The sequence below is a fragment of the Zwartia lucis genome (assembly GCF_965234455.1).
In the GTDB taxonomy this organism is placed as follows: domain Bacteria; phylum Pseudomonadota; class Gammaproteobacteria; order Burkholderiales; family Burkholderiaceae_B; genus Zwartia; species Zwartia lucis.
In genome coordinates, this window is record NZ_OZ248472.1 from 101,988 (window position 1) to 124,278 (window position 22,291).

The 22,291-nt window shown below is 51.1% G+C and carries 17 protein-coding genes, 1 tRNA gene and 2 pseudogenes; 10 read left to right on the forward strand and 10 right to left on the reverse strand.

All coding sequences use genetic code 11. The features are described 5' to 3' along the window. Window positions 1-6 precede the first annotated feature (6 nt). Window positions 7-1,680 carry a PqiB family protein gene (locus AC8GE9_RS00500; protein ID WP_506675167.1) on the forward strand — a complete coding sequence of 558 codons (1,674 nt, stop codon included), beginning with the start codon at window positions 7-9 and terminating at the stop codon, window positions 1,678-1,680. Next, window positions 1,677-2,303, forward strand: a complete 627-nt coding sequence (locus AC8GE9_RS00505; protein WP_506675168.1) for a PqiC family protein — start codon at window positions 1,677-1,679, stop codon at window positions 2,301-2,303. The genes AC8GE9_RS00500 and AC8GE9_RS00505 overlap by 4 nt, the downstream gene beginning before the upstream one ends. On the opposite strand, the gene dut is transcribed toward AC8GE9_RS00505, so the two are convergent. Genes dut through AC8GE9_RS00535 form a run of 6 tightly spaced genes read right to left on the reverse strand, consistent with a single transcriptional unit; the run spans window position 2,300 to window position 8,980 of the window. Then, complete coding sequence (gene dut / locus AC8GE9_RS00510) at window positions 2,300-2,749, reverse strand: dUTP diphosphatase (RefSeq protein ID WP_506675169.1); 450 nt, start codon at window positions 2,747-2,749, stop codon at window positions 2,300-2,302. The two genes, AC8GE9_RS00505 and dut, sit on opposite strands and share 4 nt — an antisense overlap. A gap of 20 nt (window positions 2,750-2,769) precedes the next feature. After that, entirely contained in the window at window positions 2,770-3,432 is a 663-nt protein-coding gene (locus AC8GE9_RS00515; protein WP_506675170.1) for a DedA family protein, read from the reverse strand. 18 nt (window positions 3,433-3,450) lie between these two features. Further along, a complete protein-coding gene (gene coaBC, locus AC8GE9_RS00520) occupies window positions 3,451-4,656 on the reverse strand; it encodes a bifunctional phosphopantothenoylcysteine decarboxylase/phosphopantothenate--cysteine ligase CoaBC (RefSeq protein ID WP_506675171.1) in 1,206 nt (401 codons plus the stop codon). After that, window positions 4,640-5,176: a signal peptidase II gene (gene lspA / locus AC8GE9_RS00525; protein WP_506675172.1), complete on the reverse strand. Its 537-nt coding sequence runs from the start codon at window positions 5,174-5,176 to the stop codon at window positions 4,640-4,642. The genes coaBC and lspA overlap by 17 nt, the downstream gene beginning before the upstream one ends. 2 nt (window positions 5,177-5,178) lie before the next feature. Further along, the gene (gene ileS / locus AC8GE9_RS00530) at window positions 5,179-8,025 is read right to left on the reverse strand and encodes an isoleucine--tRNA ligase (protein WP_506676279.1); all 2,847 of its coding nucleotides are present in this window, start codon (window positions 8,023-8,025) and stop codon (window positions 5,179-5,181) included. After that, window positions 8,015-8,980 (reverse strand): bifunctional riboflavin kinase/FAD synthetase, encoded by a 966-nt coding sequence (locus AC8GE9_RS00535; RefSeq protein ID WP_506675173.1) that lies wholly within the window; start codon window positions 8,978-8,980, stop codon window positions 8,015-8,017. Before AC8GE9_RS00535 ends, ileS begins: the two co-directional genes overlap by 11 nt. A gap of 44 nt (window positions 8,981-9,024) precedes the next feature. Between AC8GE9_RS00535 and purN the strand changes: the two genes are divergently transcribed. The 5 genes and pseudogenes from purN to AC8GE9_RS00560 all read left to right on the forward strand — a co-directional run. Then, on the forward strand, window positions 9,025-9,690 hold the full coding sequence (gene purN, locus AC8GE9_RS00540) for a phosphoribosylglycinamide formyltransferase (protein ID WP_506675174.1): 666 nt from the start codon (window positions 9,025-9,027) through the stop codon (window positions 9,688-9,690). 269 nt (window positions 9,691-9,959) lie between these two features. Further along, a complete protein-coding gene (locus tag AC8GE9_RS00545; protein WP_506676280.1) occupies window positions 9,960-11,423 on the forward strand; it encodes an RsmB/NOP family class I SAM-dependent RNA methyltransferase in 1,464 nt (487 codons plus the stop codon). Window positions 11,424-11,587: 164 nt separating this feature from the next. Continuing rightward, window positions 11,588-12,787 carry a DesA family fatty acid desaturase gene (locus AC8GE9_RS00550; protein WP_506675175.1) on the forward strand — a complete coding sequence of 400 codons (1,200 nt, stop codon included), beginning with the start codon at window positions 11,588-11,590 and terminating at the stop codon, window positions 12,785-12,787. Continuing rightward, window positions 12,784-14,757, forward strand: a pseudogene (locus AC8GE9_RS00555) (UvrD-helicase domain-containing protein); the annotation flags it as partial. The gene AC8GE9_RS00550 and the pseudogene AC8GE9_RS00555, both read left to right, overlap by 4 nt. 99 nt (window positions 14,758-14,856) lie before the next feature. Then, window positions 14,857-15,048: pseudogene (locus AC8GE9_RS00560) on the forward strand (hypothetical protein); the annotation flags it as partial. Here the strand turns inward: AC8GE9_RS00560 and AC8GE9_RS00565 are convergent. The 4 genes from AC8GE9_RS00565 to dapC are packed head-to-tail and all read right to left on the reverse strand — an operon-like array spanning window position 15,045 to window position 20,064. Next, window positions 15,045-17,072, reverse strand: coding sequence for an ABC-F family ATP-binding cassette domain-containing protein (locus AC8GE9_RS00565; protein WP_506675176.1), 2,028 nt, complete (start codon window positions 17,070-17,072; stop codon window positions 15,045-15,047). The pseudogene AC8GE9_RS00560 and the gene AC8GE9_RS00565 overlap by 4 nt on opposite strands. Next, on the reverse strand, window positions 17,069-17,977 hold the full coding sequence (prmB, locus tag AC8GE9_RS00570) for a 50S ribosomal protein L3 N(5)-glutamine methyltransferase (RefSeq protein ID WP_506675177.1): 909 nt from the start codon (window positions 17,975-17,977) through the stop codon (window positions 17,069-17,071). Before prmB ends, AC8GE9_RS00565 begins: the two co-directional genes overlap by 4 nt. Beyond that, on the reverse strand, window positions 17,977-18,798 hold the full coding sequence (dapD, locus tag AC8GE9_RS00575; protein ID WP_506675178.1) for a 2,3,4,5-tetrahydropyridine-2,6-dicarboxylate N-succinyltransferase: 822 nt from the start codon (window positions 18,796-18,798) through the stop codon (window positions 17,977-17,979). The genes prmB and dapD overlap by 1 nt, the downstream gene beginning before the upstream one ends. Window positions 18,799-18,852: 54 nt before the next feature. After that, a complete protein-coding gene (gene dapC / locus AC8GE9_RS00580) occupies window positions 18,853-20,064 on the reverse strand; it encodes a succinyldiaminopimelate transaminase (RefSeq protein WP_506675179.1) in 1,212 nt (403 codons plus the stop codon). 75 nt (window positions 20,065-20,139) lie between these two features. Between dapC and AC8GE9_RS00585 the strand changes: the two genes are divergently transcribed. From AC8GE9_RS00585 to clpP, 3 genes are all read left to right on the forward strand, one after another. Beyond that, window positions 20,140-20,226 (forward strand) — tRNA-Leu (locus AC8GE9_RS00585). A 67-nt stretch (window positions 20,227-20,293) separates the two neighbouring features. Beyond that, window positions 20,294-21,604, forward strand: coding sequence for a trigger factor (gene tig, locus AC8GE9_RS00590; RefSeq protein ID WP_506675180.1), 1,311 nt, complete (start codon window positions 20,294-20,296; stop codon window positions 21,602-21,604). Beyond that, window positions 21,605-22,261: an ATP-dependent Clp endopeptidase proteolytic subunit ClpP gene (clpP, locus tag AC8GE9_RS00595; protein ID WP_506675181.1), complete on the forward strand. Its 657-nt coding sequence runs from the start codon at window positions 21,605-21,607 to the stop codon at window positions 22,259-22,261. It abuts the gene before it with no gap. Window positions 22,262-22,291 lie beyond the last annotated feature (30 nt).

A 22,291-nucleotide genomic window follows, 5' to 3' on the forward strand; every position in this document is an offset into this window, starting at 1 on the left:
AGCACGTTGAGTTCACCCACTGAATCCGGTACATCCGAGCCTATTCGTGAAATTGGCGGCAAGCCTCTCCCACGCGTAGCCCGACGTCCCAAAAGAAATCTAGCTTGGGTATGGTTTATTCCGCTTGCCGCGCTACTGGTGGGGCTTTCAATCATATGGCGTGGCTACTCTCAAAAGGGGCCAACCATTACGATTACCTTTCAATCCGCGGCAGGTATTGAAACGGGTAAAACACAGATCCGTTATAGAGATGTCACGATTGGTCTGGTCAAAAGTGTGCGTTTAAATGTCAATCAGAGTGGCGTCATTGTTGTAGCGGAGCTCACCAAGGACGGTGCCGCCTTTGCGCGCGAGGGATCGCGATTTTGGGTGGTGAGGCCACGTATCGGACTCGGAGGGGTGTCAGGGTTGACAACCTTGCTTTCTGGCTCTTATATAGAAACTGATTTAGACTCAACAACGACCTCTCGGACTGTTGATAAAGACTTTGTGGGTTTGGAGCAGCCGCCACCCATCACAAGTGATCGTCCTGGAAGTCATTTTGTGTTGAGGTCGAACACGCTTGGATCTCTTGGCCCTGGCGCCCCGATTTACTTTCGCCGAATTCAAGTCGGCTTGGTGACGGGATTCAAGCTCAATGAAGCGGGACAGCATGTTGATTTAAATATCTTTGTTGATGCCCCTTATGACAAATTTGTTGATGGTAGCTCACGCTTTTGGAATGAAAGCGGTGTTGACCTCACAATCGGCCCACAGGGTATGAAAGTGCAAACGGAGTCCTTGCTGTCGTTGATTGCAGGAGGGATTTCTTTTGCCTCCTTCGGTAAACCACACCTGCTCGACGAGAATGCGAAGCCCTTTAAGCTTTTTGATTCTCGAATGGCCGCCGCGGCTGTGCCCGAAGGTGTTGCTGTGCCGATTCGTATGCGTTTTGACCAAGCGGTGCGCGGATTAAGTGTTGGCGCAGCCGTTGAGTTTCAGGGCGCCGATATCGGAGTTGTGGACTCTATCGCGCTTGATTTTGATGTAGTGACGAGGCGCTTTTTTACGAAAGTAGAGGCCACGCTTTATCCAGAACGCTTAGGGCCTGTATATTCCGAACTTAAAGTTGCTAAACAAACTTCAGAAGACCTCGCCGCATCGCTGAGCGAGTTCACCAGTAAAGGTTTACGAGCCCAACTTCGTACAGCGAGTATTTTGACTGGGCAGCTATACATTACGTTGTCAGACTTCCCGAACTTACCTAATTCGGAGCCGCCCCAGGTTTCTTTACCTTTCGTGATGCCGACGGTGCCTGCCGAGAATCTCGATTCGATGCAGGCACAGATTTCCAGCATCATTAGCAAAATTGACAATATTCCCTTCGAGAAAATTGCGGATGATTTGGATGGGATGGTGATTGAGATCAGACGCTTGAGTGCCAATATTGATAAAAGCGTCACGCCTAAACTGTCGTCAACCCTGACTCAGATTGAACAAACAGTTAAAAACCTTAATGTGTTGATTGCTCCCGGAAGTCCTCTGACAACGAGTACTGAATCGATGATTCAGGACCTGAAGGGAACTCTCAAGTCACTGAAGACCTTGACAGATGGCTTGCAAGCGAACCCTAGCGAAATTATTCGGGGTCGTGCAACTGAACCATACTCGCGAGACACGCTTGGAGCGACAAGAAAATGATACGTTCTTTTAAACGCCTAGTGCTGGCGATGGGGATTCTTAGCTTAGTAGGCTGTGCAGGACCTCCCGCTCAATACTACACCTTGAGCCGTGTTGACGTGAAATCAGCGCTTTCATCCTCTGTTGTACCTTCCACGAGCGCGAAAGCAGGGGCTTACACACTATCTGATATTGGCGTTCCCGCGGAAGCTAACAATATTTCTCTTGTCGTTCGGCAAGGTGATGGTCGTCTCATGGTTCTGGGCGATGATCGTTGGACAGGCTCACTATCCTCACAGCTTTCGACTGCTATTTCTCAGGAGATGACACAACATCTTGGCATGCCTCCCATTCAAAATCTTGTCGCCGAGGCCGCTAGGGCTTCTGTTACAAAAATCCAGTTAGATATCCAGCGTTTTGATTTAATTCCAGGGCAGTCAGTCACGATTGATGCTGTCTGGAGTATGCGTTTTCCGGGTAGTCAGTCATTTTTAACTTGCTATACCCGTTTGCAGCAGCCGGTAGGCGTTGGGGTGCTTGCACTGGTACAAGGTCAACAGAAAAATGTGCAGTCCCTCGCTGTACAACTCTCGGAGGCTTTAGTCAGTCGCAAAGCTCCGAGCGGCTCGAGCTGCGGTCGTTAGCCTTTTCCAGTGCTCCCAAACCCTCCTGTCCCGCGACTAGAGGCGTCGAAATCTTCGACAAGCTTGAATTGAATTTGAGCGATGGGTAGCACAACGAGTTGTGCTAAGCGCTCCATGGGTTGCAGCGTGTAGGCAGTACTGCTGCGATTCCAAGCTGACACCATCAATGGACCTTGATAGTCCGAGTCAATGAGTCCAACGAGGTTGCCCAAGACGATACCATGCTTGTGACCCAAGCCTGAACGAGGCAAGATGACCGCGGCATAACCTGGGTCTGCGACATGAATCGCCAAGCCCGTTGGAATGAGTTGTGTCATACCAGGCTCAAGCACAAGAGGCTGATCCAAACAAGCGCGTAAGTCCAAGCCCGCAGAGCCAGCCGTGGCATAGGTCGGTAATTGTTCGCGCATACGGGCGTCTAAGATTTTTACTTCAACGGATTTCATGCTTGACCTTGTATATCAGTTTAGGCATTGTGATGAGAACGAACACGTTTGCGTGACGCGAGCCTACGTTGTTCGACTATGCGACGCTGACGGATCACCATCCAGGCAATAATGGCGATCACTGTCAAGCCGACTAATGAGTAGACGGTTGCATGGTGACCATCTTTGATGGCTTCAACGCTAAGTGTGGCTAGGTAGCCTGGCGCCAAGAGAGCAGGGAACCACAAGATCGCAGAAATAAAATTTGCGAGTTGAAAACGCAGTTGTGGCATGCCCATGACGCCCGCGACTGTGGGAATAAAGCTGCGTAACGGTCCTATGAAGCGTGCGATTAAAACTGCCAGAAAACCGTAACGATAGAAAAAAAGTCGGGCTCGCGCAACATGTCGTCTGTAGGGTTTTAAGTATTTGTGTCGCAATACTTTCGGCCCCATCCAACGGCCGAACCAAAAGGAAACAGCGTCTCCGACAATCGCCCCCACAATACCCCAAAATAAAATAGGCGCCGCATCAAGGGTGCCGGTCGCGATCAGTGTCCCTGTCGCAAATAACAGAACAGTGGCCGGAATAAATAATCCGACCACAAATAAGGACTCTCCGAAACTCATTAATAAAACAACGAGGCCCGCCCAGGATTGATTATTTTGAATAAATAAGACAAGTTGGTCGATCAGTGCTTGCATACAAAAACCAGTAGAAAATTAGCGTGAGGGGTGCGACTGAGTAAATCGCTCTGCAATGGCAGCGACGAGCTGACGGGCAATATCCTGTTTGGTACTCAAGGGAAGCATATGCTCGCCTCGATCATCAAAAATCGAGACGGTTGTATCCTCTGTATCCATCACATGCTGTGCCAAGTTTCCAATCAACATCGGAATCCCTTTGCGTAAACGTTTGGCATGCGCGTATTCGGATAAATTTTCAGTTTCCGCAGCAAAACCCACGCACCAGGGGCCGGAATTTTGGCTTGCGACAGTCGCAAGAATATCCGGATTGGCCTCGAACTGTAGGTTGGGTGTTGATTGACCGTCTTTTTTAATTTTTTCAGTAGAAATGTTTTTAATGCGCCAATCCGCCACAGCCGCGACGGCGATAAAAATGTCCTGACCGTGGATGTTTTCCATGACAGCGTCAAGCATCTGCTGCGCAGTTTCAACGTTGATGCGCGATACTCCGTGAGGGCAAGGTAGCGCAGTTGGACCTGAGATGAGTGTCACGTCAGCCCCGGCTTCCCAAGCAGCTTGCGCAAGTGCATAACCCGTTTTTCCTGAGGATCGGTTGCTCAATACGCGAACAGGATCGATGGGCTCGACGGTCGGTCCTGCAGTCAGTAAAACATGCAGCCCTTTTAGAAGCTTGGGTTGAAAAAAACCCTTGAGTTCTGCAACGATTTGCATAGGTTCAAGCATGCGACCATCGCCCGTCTCACCGCAGGCTTGCTCTCCCGTTCCGGGTCCTAAAATTTCAATTCCGTCCAACCTAAGCTGCTGGACATTACGTTGTGTCGGCGCAGCGAGCCACATTTCTCGATTCATCGCGGGAGCAACGAGTAGCGGACATGCTCGCGCCAAACATAACGTCGACAATAAATCATCAGCTCGGCCTTGGACGAGCTTGGCCATAAAGTCAGCCGAAGCAGGAGCGATTACAATCGCATCGGCACCACGCGATAGCTGGATATGTGCCATGTTGTTGTGAACACGGCTGTCCCAAGCATCGACAAACACGGGACGACCGCTCAGCGCTTGCAGCGTCACAGGCGTAATAAAACGTGTCGCAGCCTCCGTCATGACCACATCGACCTGCGCGCCATGCTCGATGAGGCGTCGCACCAAATCGGCGGCTTTGTAGCAAGCGATACCGCCACTCAAACCCAGCACAATCCGTTTTTCATGAAGATCTAGCATGCTGACCTCGAAGACGAAGAATTTCATCGATGACTAACAGAATAGCACCGACAGTGATGCCCGCATCTGCAACATTAAAGGCGGGATAATACCAATCCCGCCAATAAAATAATAAAAAATCGACGACATGACCATAAGCGATCCGATCAATCACGTTGCCGAGCGCTCCGCCTAGAATCAATGTGAGCGCGAGTAGAAAGCGATGTTGGGTGCGATGGGTATGCATCATCCAGAGGATAAAGACACTCGCGCCCAAACCGAGCACAGTAAAAAACCAGCGCTGCCAACCCGCTTGGTCAGCCAGAAAACTAAAGGCCGCACCTTTGTTGTAAAGCAAGGTGAAATCAAAAAAAGGCAGTATGTTGATGCGCTGTCCGTATTTCAATGCGTGATCAAAACCAATTTTTGTGACTTGATCAAGCACGATCAACAATAACGCCGCTAACAGCCATTTCCCCAAGCCGCGGTATTTGTCGGGGCTTGGGTGAGAAGTCTCAATTTCCTGTGCTGGAGTGCTCATGCTCAGGAGGATGCGGCTTCGTTTAGGCTTGCGACACATCTGCCGCAGATATGTGGGTGTGCAGGATCTTGACCAATATCATCTCGCCAGTGCCAGCAACGCTCACATTTTTCGTGCGCAGAAGGGTTAATCTCAATAGCAAGTTCTCCAGCGTCTGCATGGACACTGACGCGCGAAACAATGAAGATAAAGGGTAGTTGCTCTGCGACACTTTGAAGCAAAGCAAGATCTTCGCCACTTGCCTTGAGATCGACCTCGCCTTGCAAGGAGGAGCCAATGCTACCGACGCTGCGCAAATCTTCGAGTTTACGAATGACGAGCGCACGAATTTCGCGGAGTCGTGCCCAACGCTGATGAAGCGTTTGAGATCCTGAGATGACAGGCATCACATGAAAACATTCCGTAAATATTGTCACGCGTCCAATATCGGCAGTGGTTTTGAGTGTGGTACCTAACAAAAGGTCCCAAGCTTCTTCAGCGGTGAACGAAAGTACGGGCGCCATGAGTTTGAGCAGTGTTTGCGTAATATGCAGGAGTGCCGTCTGAGCTGACCTGCGTGCGTGACTTCGGGGCGCGGAGGTATAGAGGCGATCCTTAAGAACGTCAAGGTAAAACGCACCGAGATCTTCGGAACAAAAGTGCTGCAATCGGGACATCGCAGGGTGAAAGTCGTACTGCTCGAAATGCGAAAGTACTTCCGCCTGCATTTGCGCTGTCATGGCGAGTGCATATTGATCAATCTCTAGGAGATCTTTTGCATCGATCATATCCGTAGAGGCATCAAAGTCAGAGAGGTTGGCGAGTAGGAAACGTAACGTATTGCGAATACGACGATAGCCTTCAACCACGCGCTTGAGAATTTCGTCCGAGATTGAAAGCTCACCCGAGTAGTCGGTACTCGCAACCCATAGGCGCAAAATCTCAGCCCCTAAACTGTCTGAAACTTTCTGAGGCGCAATGACGTTGCCGACCGACTTGCTCATTTTGCGACCTTGTCCATCGACCACGAAACCATGGGTTAACAGACTTTTATAAGGCGCGCGTCCTGAAAGCATGCAGCCCGTCAGCAGCGAAGAGTGAAACCAACCGCGATGCTGATCAGAACCTTCGAGGTACATGTCGGCTGGCCAGGGCAACTCTCCGTGCGAGCCATGATGCTTGTTGTTAGGCCCACCTAAAACGGTAGCGTGCGTCGTGCCAGAATCGAACCAAACGTCAAGCGTGTCACGGTTTTTTTCATAAAGTGCGGCGTCTTCACCAAGCAAGTCTGAAGGCTCGATCGCTTGCCAAGCCTCGATACCAGACTTTTCCACTCGTTTAGCAATTTCTTCGAGCAAGGCAGGTGTATTGGGATGCAGTGCACCTGTTTCCTTATGGATAAAAAACGCCATCGGGACACCCCATTGACGTTGTCTAGAGAGGGTCCAGTCAGGACGGTTTGCAATCATTGCGTGTAAACGAGCGCGCCCCCAGGCAGGATAGAACGCCGTCTCATCGATCGCTGCCAAAGCGCTTTCGCGCAACGTTGGCTGACCATCGTTTGGCACAACGTCCATACCTGCAAACCACTGGCTTGTGGCACGGTAAATAATCGGTGTCTTATGACGCCAGCAATGCATATAACTGTGTGAGTGAGACTCTTGTTTGAGGAGCGTGCCAGACGAACTCAAGGCCTCGACAATCTTCGGATTGGCATCCCAGATACTGAGCCCGCCGAAACCGGGCAGGGAGGGCACGAATTTACCGTCTCCCATCACTGGGTTAATGATATCGGCATCCTTCATGCCATGGGTCTTGCAGGACAGAAAATCCTCTACACCGTAAGCCGGTGCGGAGTGCACGACACCTGTTCCGGTATCGAGCGTGACATAGTCGCCGACATAAATGGGCGCGACACGACGGTAGCCTTCGTCAAAGTTTGCCAAAGGGTGATGGAAGGTGATTCCACTTAGCGCTTGGCCAACGCATTGAGCGATGATTTGGCCTTCGAGTCCCCATTCGTTGAGGCAAGTTTCGACTCTGTCTGCGGCGAGAATTAAAAAAGAGCCTGTCACTGGTGCGGGAGACACTTTAACCAAGGCATATTTGAACTCTGGATGGATATTGAGCGCTTGGTTGGAGGGTATGGTCCACGGAGTTGTCGTCCAGATCACAATCGCACCCGCAGCTAATTCATTCAGGTCAAATGCTTTGGCAAGGGCGGCACAATCCGCAAAAGGGAATGCAATGTGGACTGCGGGGTCTTTGCGGTCTGCGTATTCGACTTCGGCCTCTGCCAAGGCTGAACCGCAATCAAAACACCAGTTCACGGGCTTTAAACCGCGAAAGACGTAACCTTTTTCCAAAATACGTCCAAGAGCCCTGATCTCATTGGCTTCATTACTGAAGTTCATCGTGAGATAGGGACGGTTCCAGTCACCAAGCACGCCAAGTCGTTCAAAGTCTTTTTTCTGACGTTCTATTTGCTCGAGAGCATAAGCGCGTGCCTTGGCCTGTACTTCGGCAACGGGCAAATGTTTACCGAATTTCTTTTCTATTTGAATTTCAATAGGCATGCCGTGGCAGTCCCAGCCTGGTACGTAGGCCGCATCGAAGCCAGCCATGCTGCGGCTTTTGACGATGATGTCTTTTAGGATTTTATTGACCGCATGGCCGATGTGAATATCTCCATTCGCATAGGGAGGGCCGTCGTGTAATAAAAAAGTTGGACGACCGCGACTTGCGTCGCGGATCGCTTGATAAACCTTTTTTTCTTGCCATTGGGCGACCCATGCGGGCTCACGTCGCGGTAGGTCTCCGCGCATCGGAAAGGGGGTATCGGGCAGATTGAGTGTGTTTTTATAGTCCATGGAGCGCAAAGTAAGCGCGCGCATGCTGTGCATCGGCATGCATGGCGGCAGTCAAGGTTGGCAGATCGGGAAACTTTTCTTCGTCCCGCAGATGCTGCAGGAGTTCTACGCGTACAAGTTTACCGTATGCGTCTACATTAAGATCAAATAAGTGCGTTTCAAGCAAGATTCGTCCATCGTTTTCGACAGTTGGACGCACTCCAAGGCTCGCGACTCCTGACCGAGGGGTCAAACCAAGTCCGTGAGCACGCACGACGTAGATGCCTGAGCGGGCCGCGCAGCGAGGGGTAACTCGCATGTTCATCGTTGGCATATTCAGGGTACGACCGAGTTTTTTACCGTGAACAATATGTCCGGTCATCGCATAGGGACGTCCCAACAGGCTTGCCGCTCGTTGCATATCGCCGGCCGCCAAAGCTCCTCGGACCTCAGAGCTCGAAATCCTCCTTCCTTGTTCGTCCTTGATGTCACTTAAGGTGTGGACTTCGATGCCGCATTGCTGCCCAAGTTTTTTGAGTGAATGAACATCCCCAGTACGTTGACGGCCAAACCTAAAGTCCTCACCCACGAGTAACCAACGGACATTGAGTTCAACCGCAAGCCATTGTGTCACGAAGTCTGAGGCGGACATTTCCGCCATGGCACGATTAAAGCGAGCGAGAACGACACGATCAATGCCAGCGCAGGCTAAGGCAGTCAGTTTGTCGCGCAGCCCAGAGATCTGAGGCGGCGAGAGCTCGGGTCGACGATTCAAGCGCGCAAAGTATTGGCGCGGATGCGGCGCAAAGGTCAAGACGGTCGGCGAAAGCGCGAGACGCTCTGCGGCCTCGCAGACTCTGGCAATCATGGCCTGATGCCCAAGGTGGACTCCGTCAAAGTTACCGATTGACAGGGCGCAAGGCGGACGCAGATCAGGCGCAGGGGCTTGACGAAAAATGCTGAGATTGGTTTTCACGGATGACAGTTTACAATTTCAGGCTAGTCTTATCTTGGAATGCCATGCCCGACCCCAAAAAAATATTCCCTCGTTTTGTGATATTGATCTCTGGACAGGGTTCAAACATGCAAGCGATCGTGCAGGCTTGTCAATCTGGCGACTGTGCCGCTGAGGTCGTCGCGGTCATTGCAAGCCGAGCTGAAACTGCCGGGCTCGTCTGGGCGGCAGCTCAAGGCATTCACACCGTGGGGCTGGCGCATACGGCGTTTTCCAATAGAGAAGCGTTTGATGCGGCGCTCGCGGAGACGATCGATCAGTTTTCTCCCGATTATGTGTTGTTAGCTGGTTTTATGAGGGTTTTGACGCCTGGGTTTGTCGAGCGCTTTGCGGGTAGGCTTATTAATATCCATCCTTCCCTTTTGCCTTCCTTTCCAGGACTTCATACCCACGCCCAGGCGTTGGCAACGGGTGTGCAATCCCATGGGTGTACCGTACACTTCGTCACTCCCGTTCTCGATCATGGTCCGATCATTGCGCAGGGCATCGTGGCAGTCCATCATCACGATACGCCTGAGACCTTAGCCACAAGAGTGCTAGGTATGGAACACATCATTTATCCGCAAGTTGCTTGTTGGCTTGCGCAGGGCCGTGTACATCTAACGAGCGATCAGCGCGTTTTGGTGGACGGCGTCACCACTCGACTTTTTACTCCAGGCCAACATTTATGAGCAATCCCAGCAAACCAGCCCGTCGGCCCCATGGCTCGGCGGGGGCAGGGCGCACCAACAAAAAAGACGCGGCTCGCGCTGCCGCGCTGAGCGCTTCGTCTGGGATCGTTAGACCAGGCTCCGCGACAGAAAGACTCATGAATGCACAGCCACGCGGAGCGCGACCAGAGGGCGATCGCGGCTATGAGGGCCAAAAGTCTAGCCAGACGGACGGGGCTGAAAAGCAACCGGTGGTATCGACATACGTGCCCAAGCCTCGTCAACCCGTGATGACGGTGCGGCTCGATCAGATACGACAGGTCCTTGATGAGGTGCTGACGTGGCGCTTTGCGGCCGATTCCATCGTCTCCCATTGGTTCAGGGCTCATCCCAAGCTTGGGATACGAGACAGATCAGAGGTTGCTGAAGTTGTCTATGACGTATTGCGCCATTTGCGCCGTTATCGTCAACTTGGCGAAAGTGGCGTAGGCAATGCGGTGCGGCGTTTAGCGATACAAGGTGCTATTTCCGTGATGGGTGAGGAAAAAGTCCGGGCAGTTCTTGATACAGGTGAGTTGGCATGGCTCGACAGGATCAGCCAAATTGAAGAGCAGTCTTTGTCATTACAAGTGCGCACAAGCCTGCCTGACTGGTTGTTTGAGCGTTTGAAGCACATGCCCGAGCTTGAAGCCTTGACAGCTTCTTTGAACACTGCTGCGCCTCTCGATATTCGTGTGAATCCCATGAAAGCCGACCGAGATGAAATGCTAGCGGATCTCATCAAGGGAAACGGTGTGCGACACGCTCCAGTCCCAACGCCTTATTCACCTTGGGGGATTCGATTAAAAGGGCGACCCGCGATGAATAAATGGCATCAATTCGAGCACGGGTTGATCGAGGTCCAAGACGAAGGCAGTCAGTTGCTTGCACTTCTAGTTGGTCCAAAGCGCGGAGAAATGGTCATTGATTTTTGTGCGGGAGCAGGGGGTAAAACATTATTGCTCGGGGCACTGATGCGTTCTACCGGTAGGTTGTATGCCTTTGATGTATCCGCCACACGTCTTGCCAAGGCTAAACCTCGCTTCGCGCGAAGCGGTTTGTCCAATATCGTACCGGTGGCGATCGAGCATGAAAATGACACACGCGTGCGTCGCTTGGCGGGTAAAGCACAGCGCGTGTTGGTCGATGCGCCTTGTAGCGGTGTAGGGACCTTGCGTCGCAACCCTGATTTGAAATGGCGTCAGTCCGTTCAGAGTCTGCAGGAGCTGATCGCGTTACAGGCTCGCATACTGGCGAGTGCTTCGCGTTGTGTGGCACCCGGTGGCAGACTTGTTTATGCCACGTGCAGTCTTCTTAAAGAAGAAAATCAGGATCAAGCAGAATTATTTCTAGCGAATCATCCTGATTTTGAGTTGGTGGATGCCGCGCCTATTTTGGCGGCCCGCACGTCACTTCATATTGAGGGGCCCTATTTGAGTTTGAGGCCTGATGTTCATGGAACGGATGGTTTTTTTGCTGCAATTTTTGAAAGAAAGAAAAATTTAGTTTTAGAGACTGTCACCAAGACTAGCGAGGCGGAAGTAGAGGTTTTAGTGGAAGCTTCTGACGTTATTGATCCCGAGGTCCAACCTAAGACTAAGGCTAAGACCAAAGCTGAGACCAAAGCGATAAAGGCCCCTGCTAAAAAGAGAGTCAAGGCTCAAAAAGTCGAACTTACCCCGTCCGATCTCGATTCTGATCACAAAGACGCCTAAGTTTCTTCATTTGAGCGGTGTTTAAAGGCGTTCTGGGTTATTTAACGACCGTTAACCCTCAGTTACTTGATTTTGCGCAAATAATTAAGGGTTTTTATAAGCAGACCGAGCTTGTGTAGGCTAAAATTCTATCCATCTTATTGTCTTGGATCATAGACACATACATGAACGACATTATTTCTTTCGCAGCAGGTGGTTTGCTACAGGCAAACTGGTGGCAGGTGGTTCTTTTTACGCTGGGAATGACCCACATTACCATCGTTGCGGTCACCATTTTTCTGCACCGAAGCCAAGCGCATCGTGGATTGGATTTGCATCCGGCCGTGATGCACTTTTTCCGTTTTTGGTTGTGGTTGACTACTGGCATGGTGACCAAGGAATGGGTGGCGATTCATCGCAAGCACCACGCTCGATGTGAGCGCGAAGGTGATCCTCATTCACCCATGTTCTACGGCATTGGCAAGGTTTTATTTAGTGGTGCGGAGCTCTACCGCCACGAATCAAAAAATGCAGAGACCATTTCCAAGTTTGGTCATGGCACCCCTGATGATTGGCTTGAGACCAATGTTTACACCCGTTTTAGTGCCCGAGGCATCCTTTTGATGCTCATCATCGACGTGACTTTGTTTGGCGCGATCGGGTTGACGATTTGGGCGATCCAGATGGCTTGGATCCCTTTCTGGGCCGCGGGTGTTGTCAACGGCGTCGGTCATTATTTTGGTTATCGCAACTTTGCCAGTCCCGATACGAGCACCAATGTCTTTCCTATCGGTATCCTGATCGGCGGCGAAGAGCTTCACAATAATCACCATGCATATGGGACCTCAGCCAAGTTTTCCAATAAATGGTATGAATTGGATATTGGTTGGATTTATATCCTAGGCCTAAAAGGGCTTGGTTTGGTCAAGATCAAAAAAGTCGCTCCGAAATTACGTCTTGAAGCCACGGGAAAAGCCGGTGTGGATCAGCGCACCTTGCAAGGCGTGATCGCTCACCGCTATGAGATTTTGGCAAGATATACTGGCATGATGAAATCTGCCTGCAAAGAAGAGTTGATTCGCTTAAAGGCCTCAAAATCAGACACCAAGGCAGATGCCTTGACTGCTGCAACCCACTGGCTGGGTCGCGGTGAGGAAAACTTGGCACCTGCTGAGCGCGCACGTATTGAACAAGCACTCTCTCTAAATGATTCATTGTCCACGATGGTTCAAATGCGTCATGATCTTGTCAAACTTTGGGACAGTTCAACCGTGTCGAGTGAACAACTCTTACATGATCTGCAATCTTGGTGCCAGCGTGCCCAGCAAAGCGGTATTGCAAGCCTCGAGGAGTTCGCTTTGCGTTTACGCCGCTATGCGGCATGATCGACAAGCTTAACGACCCACAGCGCGATGCAGTAACGTTACCTGCACAACACGCACTGGTGTTGGCAGGAGCGGGCAGTGGTAAAACGCGAGTGCTAACCACCCGTATGGCTTGGCTTATTCAAACAAGCCAAGTCAGTCCACTCGGACTTCTGGCTGTTACTTTTACGAATAAAGCTGCCCGTGAAATGGTCGCGCGTGTTTCGGCAATCTTACCGATTGATACACGCGGACTTTGGATTGGCACCTTTCACGGACTCTGCAATCGGATGTTGCGCGCGCATCATCGAGATGCTGGTTTGCCGCAGGCTTTTCAGATCTTGGATACGGCCGATCAACTCGCCGCTATAAAAAGACTCCTGAAAGCGAATGGTGTGGATGATGACAAATATCCACCCCGGGACGTGCAGCGTTTTATCAATGGTGCCAAAGAGGATGGGCAGCGACCAGGCGACGTCGAGGCTTACGATAGTTTCCGAAGACGCTTGATTGAGATCTATACCCTGTACGAGGCGCAGTGCCAACGAGAAGGTGTTGTCGATTTTCCAGAACTGCTCTTGCGGGCCTATGAGTTATTGTCGAGACATGCACCGATTCGTGAGCATTATCAGCGACGGTTCAAACATATCTTGGTCGATGAGTTTCAGGACACAAATACACTTCAATATAAATGGCTCACGTTACTCGCGGGTGGGGGGGCACATCTGTTCGCCGTTGGCGATGACGATCAATCCATCTACGCTTTTCGAGGCGCTAATGTTGGCAATATGGCGGACTTTGAGCGTGATTACGCCCATGGTACGGTCATCCGCCTAGAACAAAACTATCGTTCTTTTGGTCATATTCTTGACTCGGCGAATGCGCTAATCAGCCACAATACCGGTCGCCTTGGTAAAAACCTCTGGACCGAGCAAGGCGAAGGGGAGCAAATACGTGTTGTTGAACAACCCACTGACTTACTCGAAGCGCAGTGGTTGGTCGAAGAAGTCCGAGGCTTAATCTCTGACGGCCGTGACCGAAGTCAAATCGCAATTTTGTATCGCAGTAATGCGCAATCCCGCGTGATTGAACATGCTTTATTCTCTGCGGGAGTGCCTTACAAGGTATATGGTGGTTTGCGGTTTTTTGAGCGCCAAGAAATTAAACACGCTTTAGCCTATTTACGTCTGATGGCAAACCTTGATGACGATACATCCTGGATGCGCGTCGTCAATTTCCCTCCCCGTGGCATTGGGGCACGCACGCTTGAGCTTTTAGGTGATCAATCAAAAGCCTACGATACGAGCTTGAGTGCGGCAGTTGCAAGAGTACCCGGCAAGGGTGGCTCTAATCTTGCTCAGTTTTCTCTCTTGATTCAGCGCTTGGCGCACGAGACGCACAGTTTGCCTTTGCCTGAACTCGTGGAACACGTGATCGAACATAGTGGTTTGATCGGACAATACCAGTTAGATCGTGAAGGTGCTGATCGAATCGAAAACCTACGCGAGCTGATTACTGCGGCTGCGGCTTTTGTTGCGGAGTCTGACATGGGGGGCTTGCCCGCAGGCGAAGTCGTACAGACGATGGGCGCGCAAGATGCCATGCAAGAGGGCTTTGATGGTCTCTCACCACTCATGGCATTTCTGTCCCACGCTGCGCTTGAGGCTGGGGACAATCAAGCGCAAGCAGGTCAAGATGCGGTACAGCTGATGACCGTGCATGCAGCCAAAGGTCTAGAGTTTGATGCTGTGTTTATTACTGGCATCGAAGAAGGACTTTTTCCACATGAAAATAGCATTCTCGAACAAGCGGGACTCGAAGAAGAACGACGTCTGATGTATGTCGCGATCACCCGCGCCCGTGAGAGACTTTACTTTAGCCTTGCTCAAAGTCGCATGCTCCATGGACAGACACGCTACGCAATGCGCTCGCGGTTTTTATCCGAAGTGCCCGAGGAGCATTTGAAATGGTTGACGCCCAAGCAGGGTCTTGCAGACTCAGAGCCTCGCTGGAGGTCCAGTGGCGCGGGCTTTGACCAATATGCAAGGCAAGGTAAGGCACAAACTGTTGCTTCGGTCAATCGAAGCTCGACCTTGGGCGTGACCGTCGGCAGCCAACACTTTCGCGTTGGTCAAGGTGTGCGTCATGGTCGTTTTGGCGAAGGGACAATTTTTGCTTTGTCCGGAAGCGGTTTGGACGCACAGGCTCAGATTCAATTTCGTGATGTAGGCGCAAAAACCCTGGCACTTGGCATAGCCAAGCTTGAAATCACTCATAGCTAGAGCGTTGTTTGTCCATCGATTGAATGAGCACTGATCGATTCCAGTTGACTTTGCAATTCAAGCCATATTTCCTCAAGCTCCCCATGTTTTTTGGTGAGCTCTCCATGCAGGGCGAGCGTCTGCACGCGCTCTTGACGCCTTGACTCTGAATACAGATCTGCATCTGCAATCAACGCATCAAGTGCTTTAAGCTTGCTTTGAGCGGACTCGAGCTCTTTCTCAATTTTTATAAGCTTGGTTTCGATGGGTTTTCGTAAGACCGCGGTGCGTTGACGCTCTTGCGCTTCATCACGCTTTTGTTGTTTACGATCCGCACTATTAGACTCTGTGCCTATTGTTGTATTTGATGATGGAGTCAGCGTGACCGAGTCAGCAGGCTGTTTACTCGCCTGCTCTTGTTTGCGCGCGTTGGACTGATGTTGTGCCAACCAATCTCGATAGTCTTCGAGATCGCCGTCAAATTCTTGCACGCCACCATCAGCGACAATCCAAAAGCGATCGACAGTCGTGCGCAGCAGGTGCCGGTCATGCGATACCAATAACATGCTGCCTCCGAATTCAGCCAAGGCTCTTGTTAGGGCTTCGCGTGTTTCTACGTCTAAGTGGTTGCTTGGTTCGTCGAGCAGCAAAAGATTGGGTTTTTGCCAAACGATGAGTGAGAGCGCGAGTCTTGCTTTTTCACCCCCTGACATAGGCTCGACCTTGTCCATCACGCGGTCTCCGCCGAAACCAAAGCCTCCAAGGTAGTTTCGCAGTTCTTGTTCACGCGTTTGAGGAGCAAGACGCGCAAGGTGTTGCAAAGGACTGCTATCGAGATCCAGCATATCCAGCTGATGTTGAGCGAAATATCCAACCTCTAGACCACGTGATGCTTTACGACTACCGGCTTGAACTTCAAGCTCTCCCGCGAGTGTTTTGACAAGCGTACTTTTACCAGCTCCATTGACACCTAAGATGCCGATCCGATCCCCACCTCGAACCATTAAACGCACTTTACTCAAAATAGGAATGACGTTGCCTTGCTCGTTGGTATAGCCAGCCTGCATATCCTCTAAAACCAAGAGAGGATCGGGCATTTCTTCGGGTGAGGGAATGCGGATGTCAACCCCTGACTCGGCATGAATGGGTGCAAGCAATTCCATACGCGCCAATGCTTTGACACGACTTTGAGCTTGTTTGGCCTTTGATGCTTTGGCTTTGAAACGATCAATAAATCCTTGCAGCCTAGCCGTTTCTCTCGTCTGACGCTCCCAAGCGATTTTGGTTTGACGAAGCCGTTCTGACCGCTGGATGATAAAGTCTTGATATCCGCCTTTGTAGCGATTGAGTTTCCCTTGATCAAAGTGAAGAATCGTTTGCGCGACAGAATCCAAAAACTCAGTGTCGTGAGAAATCAGCAAGACAGTCCCTGCATAGGCACCTAACCAGCATTCTAACCAAAGCATGGCATCAAGGTCTAAGTGATTGGTCGGCTCGTCCAGCAATAGCAACTCAGAAGGGGCCATCAAGGCTCTGGCCAGTGCGAGTCTCATACGCCAGCCGCCAGAAAAACTATTTACAGAGTGATCCCACTGTGCAGGTGTAAATCCTAAGCCTGCCAGCAGTTGTTCCGCGCGCGAGGCTGAGGTCCATGCGCCAACCTCGATGAGTTCGGCTTCGAGCTCTGCGATACGTGCGCCAAGTATTTCTGCTTGATTTGGATTATTTTCAAGCTCGAATGAAAGGGTATGACGTTCACGTTGAAGTTCGCGCAAATGTGTATCACCGTCGATCACAAAGTCACGTGCACTGTTGTCGCTTGAGGCAATTTCTTGTTTAACACTTGCCATGCGCCAGCCTTGCGGAACCTCCAGTGTTCCAGCGTCAGCATCGATTTCGTGTTGAAGCAGCGCGAATAGAGTAGATTTGCCAGCACCATTTTTACCAACGAAACCAACACGTTCGCCAGGATGCACAACGAAATCAGTTTGATCGAGCAATACTTTGGTGCCACGACGAACCGTCAAGCCAGACGCACGAATCACGGTGTTAATTGCTCTTTTGTAAGGAGAAGAATTTGATCTGAAGCCTCTGCTGTATCAAGCCACACGGGCTCAAGCTCAGGGAAGGCCAGTTCGAAAAAGGTCCGTTCATGACCGATTTCAATGATTAATAGACCATCGTCACGCAAGTGTGCGGGTGCCTGTTCAATAATCGTTCTCACCACGTCCATACCGTCATCTCCACCCGCGAGCGCTAGGGAAGGCTCATGGCGATATTCTGGAGGTAAGGTCTGCATTGATGCAGCGTTGACATAGGGCGGGTTGCTAATAATGAGATCGTATTGCGCCGAAACAGGGAGTGGATCGTAAAGACTCCCATGGTGCAGATTGAGGCGATCTTTCAGTCCGTGTTGCGCCACATTGATGAGGGCAACATCGAGTGCATCTTTAGAGATATCTGTTGCATCGACAAAAGCTTCAGGAAACTGATGCGCGGCGATGATTGCTAAGCAGCCGGAGCCAGTACACAAATCAAGAATGCTCATGACTTCGTAAGGATCAGGGATCCAAGGACTTAGCTGATTCATCAGTAATTCGGCGATCGGTGAGCGTGGCACGATGACCCGCTGATCCACATGAAAAGCATAGCCTTGTAACCATGCTTCATGCGTCAAATAAGGAGCGGGCAATCGGTGCTCACAACGTAAGTCGATCAAGCTCAGGGCCTTTTCACGTTCAGACGGAAGAACGCGTGCGTCCATGAAGGGCTCGAGTTGATCGGGAGGTAAGTGCAGTGCATGTAAAACCAAATAAACAGCTTCGTCCCAAGCATTATCTGAGCCATGGCCAAAGAAAAGCTTGTGCTCATTAAAGCGCGACACAGCGTATCGAATTAAATCGCGGACGCTGAGTAACGCTTCGCGTGAAACGTCTGTTAATTTGGTCATTAGGCTCTCAACAAATCGTTGATGCTTGTTTTTGCACGTGTCTGCGCATCCACGCGCTTGACGATAATGGCGCAGTTCAAACTGTGCGAGCCATCTGCGCAGGGCAGGGAACCAGGCACAACGACAGAGCCGGACGGGACGCGACCGTAGTGAATTTCTTTGGTTTCACGATCATAAATACGTGTGCTTTGTGAAAGAAATACACCCATGGCCAGAACGGAATTTTCTTCGACTATGACGCCTTCAACAACTTCGGAGCGCGCACCAATAAAGCAATTGTCCTCAATAATGGTGGGGTTCGCTTGGAGGGGCTCGAGTACACCACCAATCCCTACGCCACCGGACAAGTGAACATTTTTACCGATTTGCGCGCAGGAACCTACCGTCGCCCACGTGTCAACCATTGTGCCTTCATCGACATATGCGCCGATATTGACATAGGAGGGCATCAATACAACATTGCGACCGATAAAGGCCCCACGGCGCGCTACAGCGGGTGGCACCACCCTGTATCCACCTGTTTTAAAGGCGGTTTCGCCAAACTCAGCAAATTTGAGAGGGACTTTGTCATAAAACTGCATGGGTGCTTGGCCCATGATGGCATTGTCATACAAGCGGAAGGAGAGTAAGACCGCTTTTTTAATCCACTGATGAACGATCCATTTTCCGTTGATCTTTTCAGCGACGCGAAAATGTCCAGTGTCCAAAGCATCAATAGTGTGTTCTACGGCTTCGCGAACGCCTGCATCAGCGGCAGAGGCGGAAAGATTCGCGCGGTTTTCCCAGCCTTGTTCTACGGTGGTTTGAAGATCGAGAGTCATGTGAGCCCTATATAAGAAATCGAAAAAGAAATAAATAAGTGTTGAATAATCTGACTAGCGTTTGATATGGGTGTAATGCTGACGGACAAAATCTGCGATACGCTGCGCACCTTCGACGCAGTCCTCAAGAGGTGCAACAAGGGCGATTCGGATACGGTTCAGTCCGGGGTTGACACCTTGGACAGTGCGTCCAACGTAGCTTCCAGGCAACAAGGTCACATTGGTGTGCGTGAGCAGATCTCGAACAAAGACATCATCAGGGCCTGGCGTGCCAGCCCAAAGGTAAAAGGAGGCATCCGGACGCTCGACCTCTAGAACGGGTTTGAGAATCGGCAATACCGCATCAAATTTTGCTCGGTATTGTTCACGGTTTTGTATGACGTGCGCTTCATCATTCCACGCGGCAATACTCGCGGTGGATACGACAGGAGAAAGGGCGCTGCCGTGGTAAGTGCGGTATAGCAAGAATTTTGCGATCAAGTGTGCATCGCCTGCGACGAAACCGGAGCGCATGCCGGGTACGTTTGAACGCTTGGACAGACTCGAAAAGCTGATCAAATGACGATAATCCGTTCGACCGAGTTGGTACGCGGCCTGCATCCCGCCTAAGGGGGGATTATTTTCATCGAGATAAATCTCCGAATAGCACTCATCGGAAGCAATCACAAAGCCATATTGGTCGGACAGATCAAACAAAATTTTCCAGTCGGCTAAGGGCATGACGTTACCGGCCGGGTTGCCTGGTGAACAGACAAAAAGGAGTTGTGTACGTGCCCAAACGCTAGCAGGAACAGTGGTCCAATCGCAACGAAAGTTTTTGGCAGAATCTGAGTTGACGTAGTAGGGGGTCGCACCCCCTAATAGCGCTGCACCTTCATAAATTTGGTAAAAAGGATTTGGGCAGACAACCAGTCCGTCTTTGGAGCTATCTAAAACAACCTGACCAAATGCGAAAAGTGCTTCGCGTGAGCCTAGAGCGGGCAATATCTGTGTCTCTGGATCCGGACAAGGAATGCCATAGCGTTTCCCTATCCATTGACTGATGGTTTGGCGAAGTTTTGGATCGCCTTTGGTGGGGGGATAAACAGATAAGCCGTCCAGCCCCCCAGTGATTGCTGACTTTACGCATTCGGGAGCCGGGTGTTTGGGCTCACCAATGGACAGATTAATAGGCCGCAAGCCCGAGGCGGCAGGGTTTGACTGTGCCAACAAGGCACGAAGTTTTTCAAACGGATAGGGCTGTAAAGTATCGAGGCGAGGATTCATTCCGCCATTTTAACCAGTTGGCTGGCAGGGTGGGGCGGAAAATACGCTTAGTGTGCGCTACAATGTCTGGCTATTGCGAAGGTGGCGAAATTGGTAGACGCACCAGGTTTAGGTCCTGACGCCGTAACAGGTGTGCGGGTTCGAGTCCCGCCCTTCGCACCAACACTGCTCTTTGATTCGGCGTGTGCTTTTTGCTGCGCTTTCCGTCCTCTTTGTTTGGTAGATTTTCATGCAACCTGTGGTTGAAACCCTCGCCGGCCTCGAGCGCCGCATCGAAATCTCGGTCTTATTGGCCGATGTAGAAAAAGCTGTTCAGTCTGAGCTTAAACGCGTCTCCCGGACAGCCAAAGCACCTGGTTTCCGTCCTGGAAAGGTGCCTATGGCTATGCTTGAGCGTTCGCATGCCTCTGGCATTCGTTACGATGCGATCAATAACAAGGTCGGCCAGGCTTTTGAACAAGCGGTCGAGGCCTCGGGCCTGCGCATCGCGGGTTCTCCCAAGCTCGAACCCAAAACAGAAGGCACGCTCGAGGGTAGTATGGCGTTCTATGCCGTTTTCGAGGTGTATCCCGAAGTCACACTGCCTGATTTGTCGACCCTCAAAATCAAGCGTGCCGTGACGACTGTTGGCGATGCTGAGGTGCAGAGCACGGTTGATATTTTGCGTAAACAGCGTGCTGAGTATGCCGCACGCGATGGTCGCGCCGCGACGGATGAGGACCGCGTCACATTGGACTTCGTTGGAACGATCGACGGAGTGCCTTTCGACGGCGGTAAAGGCGATGATTTCCCCTTTGTGCTGGGTCAGGGACGTATGTTGCCCGAATTCGAAGTCGCTGTTCGCGGCTTGAAAGCCGGCGAGTCCAAAGTATTTCCTTTGTCATTTCCTGCTGATTATGGTGGTAAAGACGTTGCAGGTAAAACGGCTGAATTCACCATTACGGTCAAAGAAGTGGCTGAGCCCGTATTGCCTGTCATCGATGCAGAGTTTGCCAAGTCCCTTGGCCAGCCCGAAGGTGATGTTGAAAAACTACTCGCGGACATCCGCAGCAATATTGAGCGTGAAGTCAAAGCCCGTACACTTGCGCGCACTAAAAATAGCGTGATGGATGCACTGATCGGTGCGGCTACGTTTGATGTTCCAAAATCACTCGTTGAGAGTGAGTGCGAGTCCCGTGTGCAAGCTGCGCGCGCCGAGCTTACCCAGCGTGGTGTTCCGAATGCGGACAAAATGCCTATCCCCGCGGATGCGTTTACAGCCGAAGCCGAGCGTCGTGTTCGCCTGGGTCTTTTGGTTTCTGAACTCGTTCAAAAAGCGCAGCTTCAGGCCAAGCCAGAGCAAGTGCGTGCGCGCATCGAAGAATTTGCCGCTAATTACGAAAAGCCTGCTGAAGTTGTGAGCTATTATCTATCAGATCGCGCTCGCCGCTCTGAGGTTGAGGGCATCGTGCTTGAGGACAACGTTGTCCAACATGCACTAGCTCAGGCTCAGGTCGAAGACGAGCAGGTTCCATTTGATCAAGTCATGGGAACAGCCTAAATGCAACGTTTTACCGATTTCTATGCGTCCATGCACGGCGGTTCTTCAGTGACACCCACCGGGCTTGGTTACATACCGATGGTGGTTGAGCAATCGGGCCGTGGTGAACGCTCCTACGATATTTATTCACGTCTTCTCAAAGAACGCGTGATTTTTTTGGTCGGTCCGGTCAATGACCAATCTGCCAATCTCGTCGTCGCGCAATTGTTGTTTTTAGAGTCAGAAAATCCAGACAAGGATGTCGCGCTCTATATCAACTCCCCCGGCGGATCGGTTTATGCGGGTATGGCCATTTATGACACGATGCGTTTTATCAAGCCAGAGGTTTCGACCCTTTGCACAGGCTTGGCCGCGAGCATGGGTGCTTTTTTACTTGCGGCGGGTCAAAAGGGCAAGCGTTTCTCTTTGCCTAATTCACGCATCATGATTCATCAGCCCTCGGGTGGTGCACAAGGCCAAGCCTCTGATATACAGATTCAGGCCCGTGAGATTCTTGATTTGCGTGCGCGTTTAAACCAGATGCTGGCTGAGCATACGGGTCAGACTGTAGAGCGCATTGAGATCGATACGGAACGTGACAACTTTATGTCTGCGCCAGATGCGGTTGCTTATGGTTTGATTGACAAAGTGTTGACCTCACGCGCGGACACCGTCTAATCATTGAGCCCTGCCCAAGATATATAGGAA